General features: G+C 60.0%; 2 protein-coding genes. One reads left to right on the plus strand and one right to left on the minus strand.

Annotated features, from left to right (window positions below; translation table 11 throughout):
- Positions 1-93: 93 nt before the first annotated feature.
- A complete protein-coding gene (locus ACRER8_RS17375; protein WP_431747460.1) occupies positions 94-735 on the minus strand; it encodes a 2OG-Fe(II) oxygenase in 642 nt (213 codons plus the stop codon).
- Between the two features lie 196 nt (positions 736-931).
- Between ACRER8_RS17375 and ACRER8_RS17380 the strand changes: the two genes are divergently transcribed.
- Complete coding sequence (locus ACRER8_RS17380) at positions 932-1,672, plus strand: DUF2059 domain-containing protein (protein WP_431747461.1); 741 nt, start codon at positions 932-934, stop codon at positions 1,670-1,672.
- Positions 1,673-1,674 lie beyond the last annotated feature (2 nt).

Raw genomic sequence — 1,674 nt, forward strand, 5'->3', positions numbered from 1 at the left:
ATTCGCGAAAAATCGTGCTGGCGATAGCGATGTATCGACTGTCCTGGCCTATCGCGAATGAATTCGCTCCCACAGAGGGGACTTGGCGAACGCTTACAACTCAAACGGCTCATTCCCCCGCCGCCTGAACCAACCGGTCAGCGAAAGACGGTCCCGCGTGGCAGGCAGCACTTCGTGGGGCATGTCGCCAGATAAAAACACCACCAGACACCCGCCGATCGGTTGCACGTCGTGCTCCACCCCGTCCTTGAAGAACATGCGCAACTGCCCGCCATCCTCGGGCTGCCAAGAGGCATCGTTGAGATAGATCACCGCTGAGACCATGCGCTTGTCATCATCACGAAAGCGATCGACATGCCTGCGATAGAAAGCCCCCGGCGGATACAGCGCGAAGTGGGCCTCGAAATCTTCCAACCCCAGAAACAGGCCGCGATTGAGGGTCTGACGCAAGCTGTCCATCAGCTGCAGATACCGATCGCAGGGCTCGGCCTGACCCGGCTCCAGCCACTGGATGTGATCACCACGAATCCCCTCACGAATTTCCTGCGCAGGGCCGCGCCCGACCGCCGCCGGGGCCAGCTCGCCTTCAGCGGCGCGCTTGCGACATTCAAGGGCCAGTTCACGGGTCAGCGTCTCGGGCAAAAAGATGTCCTGCTGCGACCAGCCACGCTCGGCCAGGTCATCGACGATTCTTGTCAGCAGGGCTTCATCAGGGGATATGTGCATGGCGCGCATAGTATCCAGACACCGGTCAATCCAACAGAGCCCGCGGTCTGCCAGCGAAAGAATATTTTTCCGGGGCTAAAACCCTGCAATCGTTTTACACACAGGATCGCCGAACCCACGGATTTTCTTGGGGTCTGGCAACTTGTTAACTCGACAAATCCCCGCCGCCCCACCGAGAATAGCGGCCTGCCGACAGGAGTCTCTAATGCGCCGTCTGTTTTTCCTGCTGTTGATGTTCTGCACCATGCCCGCCTGGGCAGACGGCCACGACCAGCTGTACAAGGTCGCCGGCTGGCCAGAACAACGCGCGCATTTCAACGACGCTCTCAAAGCCGCACAGCAGCGCTACCGAAACAGCCTGCCGCCCGCGGTATTCGACGCGCTGGTCAGCAACAGTAATCAGCGATTCGCGCCACAGGCAATGGATCAACGCGCCGAGCAGAATTTGCGTCAGACGCTGCAGGATCCGAACCCTGCACTGCAATTTTTCCAATCACCTCTGGGCCGCAAGATCGTCAATGCCGAACTGACCGCAACTCGCCCCGATCAACTGGCGAAGAACGCGCAAGGCTTGCCGAAAATGCAGGTCAGCGACAACCGCATGCTGATCATCGGGCACCTGTCCAACGCCCTCCCCGCCAAGGAAGCCGGAGCCGAAGTCAGCCTCGCGATTGCCGGAGTGGCGGCGGACAGCTTGAGCTCGATGATCCCGGGGTTGATGGGCGGCGGCTCGACCCAAGGCATGCTTGAAGGCCAGCGCCAGCGTCTGATGGCGCAGATCGCCAACGACATGAGCAACACGCTTCTGTACGTCTATCGCGACCTGTCCGACGCAGAGCTGGAAGAATTCTCGACCTTTGCCGAATCCAACGAAGGCAAGGCCTATTATCAGGCGGCGCTGGCAGCGATTCGGGCGGGGCTGGCGGTTGGGCAGAATGTGAAGTAAGT

Source organism: Pseudomonas sp. (assembly GCF_050739935.1).
Classification (GTDB): domain Bacteria; phylum Pseudomonadota; class Gammaproteobacteria; order Pseudomonadales; family Pseudomonadaceae; genus Aquipseudomonas.